This is a genomic window from Pseudonocardia sp. SID8383 (assembly GCF_009864975.1).
In the GTDB taxonomy this organism is placed as follows: domain Bacteria; phylum Actinomycetota; class Actinomycetes; order Mycobacteriales; family Pseudonocardiaceae; genus Pseudonocardia; species Pseudonocardia alni.
Map to the genome: position 1 here is coordinate 1 of NZ_WWFY01000141.1, position 5,396 is coordinate 5,396.

The 5,396-nt window shown below is 75.4% G+C and carries 7 protein-coding genes and 1 pseudogene; 6 read left to right on the top strand and 2 right to left on the bottom strand.

Annotated elements, in window-relative coordinates:
* The 5 genes and pseudogenes from GTW08_RS03540 to GTW08_RS03560 all read left to right on the top strand — a co-directional run.
* Nucleotides 1-263, top strand: a pseudogene (locus GTW08_RS03540) (glycosyltransferase); the annotation flags it as partial.
* The gene (locus GTW08_RS03545; protein WP_304580124.1) at nucleotides 260-883 is read left to right on the top strand and encodes a class I SAM-dependent methyltransferase; all 624 of its coding nucleotides are present in this window, start codon (nucleotides 260-262) and stop codon (nucleotides 881-883) included. The pseudogene GTW08_RS03540 and the gene GTW08_RS03545, both read left to right, overlap by 4 nt.
* A complete protein-coding gene (locus GTW08_RS03550; protein ID WP_304580123.1) occupies nucleotides 880-2,136 on the top strand; it encodes a molybdopterin-dependent oxidoreductase in 1,257 nt (418 codons plus the stop codon). The genes GTW08_RS03545 and GTW08_RS03550 overlap by 4 nt, the downstream gene beginning before the upstream one ends.
* The gene (locus tag GTW08_RS03555; RefSeq protein WP_073575718.1) at nucleotides 2,120-2,560 is read left to right on the top strand and encodes a hypothetical protein; all 441 of its coding nucleotides are present in this window, start codon (nucleotides 2,120-2,122) and stop codon (nucleotides 2,558-2,560) included. Before GTW08_RS03550 ends, GTW08_RS03555 begins: the two co-directional genes overlap by 17 nt.
* Nucleotides 2,557-2,925, top strand: coding sequence for a hypothetical protein (locus GTW08_RS03560; RefSeq protein WP_062399487.1), 369 nt, complete (start codon nucleotides 2,557-2,559; stop codon nucleotides 2,923-2,925). Before GTW08_RS03555 ends, GTW08_RS03560 begins: the two co-directional genes overlap by 4 nt.
* 7 nt (nucleotides 2,926-2,932) lie before the next feature.
* Here GTW08_RS03560 and GTW08_RS31450 read toward each other — a convergent pair whose 3' ends face one another.
* Together GTW08_RS31450 and GTW08_RS03570 are read right to left on the bottom strand one after the other, a co-directional pair.
* Nucleotides 2,933-3,352: a type VII toxin-antitoxin system HepT family RNase toxin gene (locus GTW08_RS31450; protein ID WP_073575717.1), complete on the bottom strand. Its 420-nt coding sequence runs from the start codon at nucleotides 3,350-3,352 to the stop codon at nucleotides 2,933-2,935.
* Nucleotides 3,349-3,747 carry a nucleotidyltransferase domain-containing protein gene (locus GTW08_RS03570; RefSeq protein WP_161151406.1) on the bottom strand — a complete coding sequence of 133 codons (399 nt, stop codon included), beginning with the start codon at nucleotides 3,745-3,747 and terminating at the stop codon, nucleotides 3,349-3,351. Before GTW08_RS03570 ends, GTW08_RS31450 begins: the two co-directional genes overlap by 4 nt.
* Nucleotides 3,748-3,827: 80 nt before the next feature.
* Here GTW08_RS03570 and GTW08_RS03575 point away from each other — a divergent pair, with 80 nt between their 5' ends.
* On the top strand, nucleotides 3,828-5,111 hold the full coding sequence (locus tag GTW08_RS03575) for a geranylgeranyl reductase family protein (RefSeq protein WP_073575715.1): 1,284 nt from the start codon (nucleotides 3,828-3,830) through the stop codon (nucleotides 5,109-5,111).
* Nucleotides 5,112-5,396: the final 285 nt, after the last annotated feature.

The following is a 5,396-nucleotide window of genomic DNA, read 5'->3' on the forward strand; positions in this document are numbered from 1 at the left end:
CCGACGGCGGCTGGTGGGTGCTGGGCCTGCGCGACCCGCTCGCCGCCACCGCGCTGCACGGCGTGCCGATGTCGACCGCCGAGACCGGCGACCGGACCCTGGACGCGCTGCGGGCCGCCGGTCTGCGGGTGGCCCTCGCCGAGCCGCTGACCGACGTCGACACGGCCGCGGAGGCCGTCGCCGTCGCCGCGCAGGTCCCGGGGAGCCGCTTCGCCCGCGCCGTCGCCGAGCTGACGCTCCGATGTCCGGAGGTGTCGGTGTGACCGTGACCGCCGAGGGCTTCGACATACCGCTGTCCGGCGCCCCCTCCCGCCTGCTCTGCGACGACGGCACCGAGATCGCGCTGGACGTCGACCGCTGGGCCGACGCCGCCGGAGGCTGCGACGACTGGCTGCTGCGCCACTGCACGGGCCCCACCCTCGACCTCGGCTGCGGACCCGGCCGCCTGCTCGTCGCGCTCGCCGCACGCGGGATCGCCGCCCTCGGCGTCGACGGCTCCGCCGTCTCCCGGGTGCTGTGCCGCCGCCGCAGCGTCGCGATGGTCCAGGCCGACCTGTTCGGCCCGCTGCCCGGCGAGGGCAGCTGGTCCCACGTGCTGCTCGCCGACGGCAACATCGGCATCGGCGGCGACCCGGTCGCCCTGCTCACCCGCGCCGCTCGGCTGCTCACCCACGGCGGGACGGTGCTGGTCGAGGCCGACCCGCGCCCCGAACACGCGTGGCGCGGTACCGCCCGGGTGCTGTGCGGCAGCGGTGCGGGCGAGCCGATCCCGTGGGCCGCGCAGGGCGCGGTGCCCCTCGCCGTGACGGCCGGGCGGGCCGGTCTGCGGGTGACCGACGTGCACCTCGGCGCCCGGGTGTTCCTGGAGCTGACCGGGCCGTGAGGCACGTGGTGCGGTGGCGCAGCCCGATCCGGGGCCCCTGGCTGACCTCGATGTTCGCGCTGCCACTGCTGGTCGGGCTCCCCGTCGTGGCGTTCACCGGGCTGCTCGACCGGCTCGCCTACGGCCGGGAGCAGGCCATCCCGGCCGCCGACGCCGTCGGCGGGCTGCAGCTGCCGTGGTGGGACTGGCCCGCGTCACCGGCCTGGCTGTTCCGGCTCACCGAGGGCCTGCACGTCGGGCTCGGGATCGTGCTGGTGCCGCTGGTCCTGGCGAAGCTGTGGTCGGTCATCCCGAAGCTGTTCACCGCACCCGAACGCAACCCGGTGACGCTCCTGGAACGGCTGTCGCTGGTGCTGCTGGTCGGCTCGATCCTGTTCCTGATCGTCACCGGCCTGCTGAACGTCCAGTACGACTACGTCTTCGGCTTCTCGTTCTACGACGGCCACTACGCCGCGGCCTGGGTGTTCCTGGCCTCGTTCGCGCTGCACGTGGTCACGAAGCTCCCGACGATGGTCCGGTCGCTGCGGGGCCGATCGCTGCGCACCGAGCTGGCCACGCCGCTCGCCGCCACCCGGCCCGAGCCGGCACACCCGCTGGTCGCGCCCGACCCGGACCCCCCGACGATGTCGCGGCGCGGCGCGCTCGCCCTGGTCGGCGGCGGGATGCTCTTCGTCGCGGCACTGACCGTCGGCCAGTTCACCGACCGGCTCCGGTCGACGGCGCTGCTGCTGCCCCGCGGCCGGACGACGGCGCCCGACAGCACCGAGCGGGGCGGCCCGAACGACTTCCCGGTCAACCGCACGTTCGTCGCGTCCGGCATCGCCCCCGCCGCGGTCGGGAGCGCCTGGACGCTGACCCTGACCGGCGGCACGGCACCGGTGGTACTCGACCGGGCGGCGCTGGCCGCGCTGCCGCAGCACACCGCGGAGCTGCCGATCGCCTGCGTCGAGGGCTGGTCGACCGCGCAGGTGTGGACGGGGGTGCGGCTGACCGACCTGGCCCGCGCCGCGGGCGTGACCGACCCGGAGACCGCGGAGGTGCGGTCGGCCGAAGTGGGGAGCCCGTTCGCCCGGTCGCTGCTCAACCGCGGCCAGACGGTGTCGCCGGACTCGCTGCTCGCGCTGCGGGTCAACGGCGCCGAGCTGTCACCCGACCACGGGTACCCGGCGCGGCTGATCGTCCCGGCGCTCCCCGGGGTGCACAACACCAAGTGGGTCGTGACGATCGGGTTCTCCCGTGCTGCTCCTCGGTAGCCGCCTGCTCGCCGCCCTCGGCTGCTTCGCGCTCGCCGGATGGGCGGCGTACGCGATCGTCGGCGGGTCCCCCGACCTGGTCACGATGGCCTGGTGGTTCGCCGGCGCGGTCCTGCTGCACGACCTCGTGCTGTTCCCGCTCTACGCCGCCGGGGACCGGCTGCTGCTGCTCGCGCTGCCCCGCACCCGGGTGCCGCTGGTCAACCACGTGCGGATCCCGGTGCTCGGCTCCGGGCTCGCGCTGCTGATGTTCCTGCCCGGGATCATCCGGCAGGGTGCGCTGAGCACGCTGAACGCGACCGGGCTGGACCAGGAGCCGTACCGGATGCGGTGGGTGTGGCTGACCGTCGTGCTGTTCGCCGTCTCCGCGCTGGTCTGGACGGCGCGGACACTGCTCGCCCGCCGGGCAGTATCGGAGCCATGAGCGAACCCGTCTTCGACAAGCGCGACCAGCTCGACAAGGTCGCCGCCGGCCTGCTGGAGGGCGAGCGGATCATCGCCGTCTACGACGCGATCGGTGCCGGCACCGGCTTCCTCGGCCTCACCGACCTGCGGGCGGTCCTGCAGGACAACTCCTTCGTCGGCAAGCGCACCGCGATCACCTCGATCCCCTACGGCCGGATCTCCTCGGTCTCGTTCGTCGCCGATCGGAACCTGCTGGGCCGGTTCGCGAGCTCCAGCCAGATCGCGATCACCGTCGGGGCGGCCGTGCACGAGGTGGCCTTCCGCGGCGACGACAAGGCCCGCCACGCCCACGACGTGATCCTCTGGCACCTGACCCGGTCGTGACCGGAGTTCACGCGTCGCGCAGCGCCGCCAGGAACGCGAGCAGGTCGGCAGGGCCCTGCGAAGCGATGGTGTGGACCCGGCGCAGGTCGAGCTCGCCGTAGGCGTGGACCAGTAGGTTGCGGAACGCGGCCGCCCTGGCCAGCCGGTCCGCCAGTCCGGTCTCGACGACGCCGTGCCTCCCGAGCAGGCGGAACGCGTCACCGTAGGTGGGCGGCGAGCCGAGCCCCGATGTGACGCAGGCCGACACCGCCATGTCGATGACGACCTGGATGGCCTGCCACAGGTGCAGGACGACGGCGTCGGTCGCGTCGGTCATCGGGGCCAGCCCGTCCGGGTCCGACGGCAGCCGGTCCCGCACACGGTCGAGGTGCCGGCGGACCGTCGCCGCGCGCTCGGCGAGCAGTTCCGGCCGGATCGCCCCGCTCACCGCCCGAGCCCCGCGAGGACGTCCTGCTGAGCACGCCGGATCACGGGACCGGCATCGCACCAGAAGCGAGTGGCCTTCAGCACGAAGTCGCGATACGCGTCGCCGGACGTGTACAGGGCGACGCCGTCGCGGGCTGCCTCGTACCGGAGCAGCGCGGTGGCCCGGTCGAGGTCGACGAGGTCGACGGCGTCCGTACCCAGCGCCGACGCGACCGCGTCGAGCAGCGTGGCCGGGTCGGCGTCGCCGCGATAGCCCAGGTCCCAGTCCGACCCGGCATGCTCCTGACCGCGGCTGCGCGACCCGTGCAGGAGCAGGAGCGTCAGTCCCGGTACCCGGGCCGCCACCACCCGGACGGCGTCGAGCCGGGCCGGGTCCTGTGTCTGCGGTCCGATCACGGGTGCCACGGTAGCGGCCCCGGTCGTGACCGGGGGCACGCTCAGCGGCGGCCGCCCGGCCGGGTTGCGACACTGGGGTCATGAGCACCGGCCCCGTCCCGCCCGCCACCACTCCGGACTCCACCGACGTGCTCGTCGTCGGGGCGGGACCGGCCGGGTCGGCGGCGGCGGCGTGGGCGGCCCGGCACGGGCTCGACGTCGTCCTCGCCGACTCCGCCACCTTCCCCCGCGACAAGGCCTGCGGTGACGGGCTGACCCCGCGCGCGATCGCCGAGCTGGGGCACCTGGGCCTCGGTGGCTGGGTCGACTCGCACGGCACCAACCAGGGGCTGCGCGCGCACGGGTTCGGGCAGGTCCTGGAGCTGCCGTGGCCGGGCGGGTCGCTGCCGGCGCACGGCTCGGCGATCCCGCGCACCGAGCTCGACGCGGGCATCCGCCGGGTCGCCCTGGAGGCCGGCGTGACCCCGATGGAGGGCGCCAAGGCCGTCGACGTGACGTTCGCCGGGGGCCGGGTCGACTCCGTGCTGTTCGACGACGGCCGCTCCGTCCGGTGCCGCAGGCTCGTCGTCGCCGACGGGGCGCGCTCCACACTGGGGCGGGTGCTGGGCCGGGAGTGGCACCAGGACACCGCCTACGGCGTCGCCGCCCGCGGCTACGTCAGCTCCGGCCGGCACGACGACCCGTGGATCAGCTCGCACCTGGAGCTGCGCGGCGAGGCCGACGAGGTCCTGGCCGGGTACGGCTGGCTGTTCCCGCTGAACGACGGCCGGGTCAACATCGGCGTCGGCACCCTGGCCACCGACCGGCGCCCGGCGAACATCAAGCTGCGCGGCCTGATCGACCACTACGCGAACGCGCGCCGCGCCGAGTGGGAGCTCGGCCCGGAGGTCGAGCTGGTCCGCTCCGCGCTGCTGCCGATGGGCGGGGCGGTGTCCGGCGTCGCCGGGCCGAACTGGGCGCTGGTCGGCGACGCGGCGGGCTGCGTGAACCCGCTCAACGGGGAGGGCATCGACTACGGCCTGGAGACCGGCCGGCTGGTCGCGGAGCTGCTCGCGTCGGGCGCCGACCTGGACCGCGCCTGGCCCGCGACCCTGCGCTCGCACTACGGCCTGGCGTTCTCGATCGCGCGGCGGCTCGCCGGGCTGATCACGATCCCGCGCCTGCTGCCGCTGGCCGGGCCGGTCGGGATGCGGTCGCGGGCACTGATGACCGTCGCGCTGCGGGTGATGGGCAACCTCGTGACCGACGAGGACCGCGACCTGACCGCCCGTGCCTGGCGGGCCGCCGGGAAGCTGTCGGTCCGCCTCGACGACCGGCCCCCGTTCCCCGCGGCCGACCTGCGCACACCGGTCGCGGCGCGCTGAGGTCTCCGGACCGCAGGATCACCGGGTGGTGGCAGCGCGCCGTCCACCGGGGTGATCGGTTCCGGACGGTACGGTCGCCGCCAGGAGGTCCGCCACGACGGCGGACGGCCGGTGCGCGCGCCCGCGGCCCGGCTTCACCACCAGACCGGGAGGGCCCGTGACCCGCGGCGACGATCCGGAGCGCACCCGCAGGGATGCGTCCGACCCGTGGCGGACGGGGAACCGCCGGCATCGGCCGCCGGGCGGCCCCGCGCCCGACCCCACCCGTCGCGTCGGCGGTGCCCG

What these genes read in the sequence shown, in the direction of transcription:
- GTW08_RS03575 (WP_073575715.1), top strand. Translation starts at nt 3,828, where the DNA reads ATGAGCACCGGCCCCGTCCCGCCCGCCACCACTCCGGACTCCACCGAC.
- GTW08_RS03560 (WP_062399487.1), top strand. Translation starts at nt 2,557, where the DNA reads ATGAGCGAACCCGTCTTCGACAAGCGCGACCAGCTCGACAAGGTCGCC.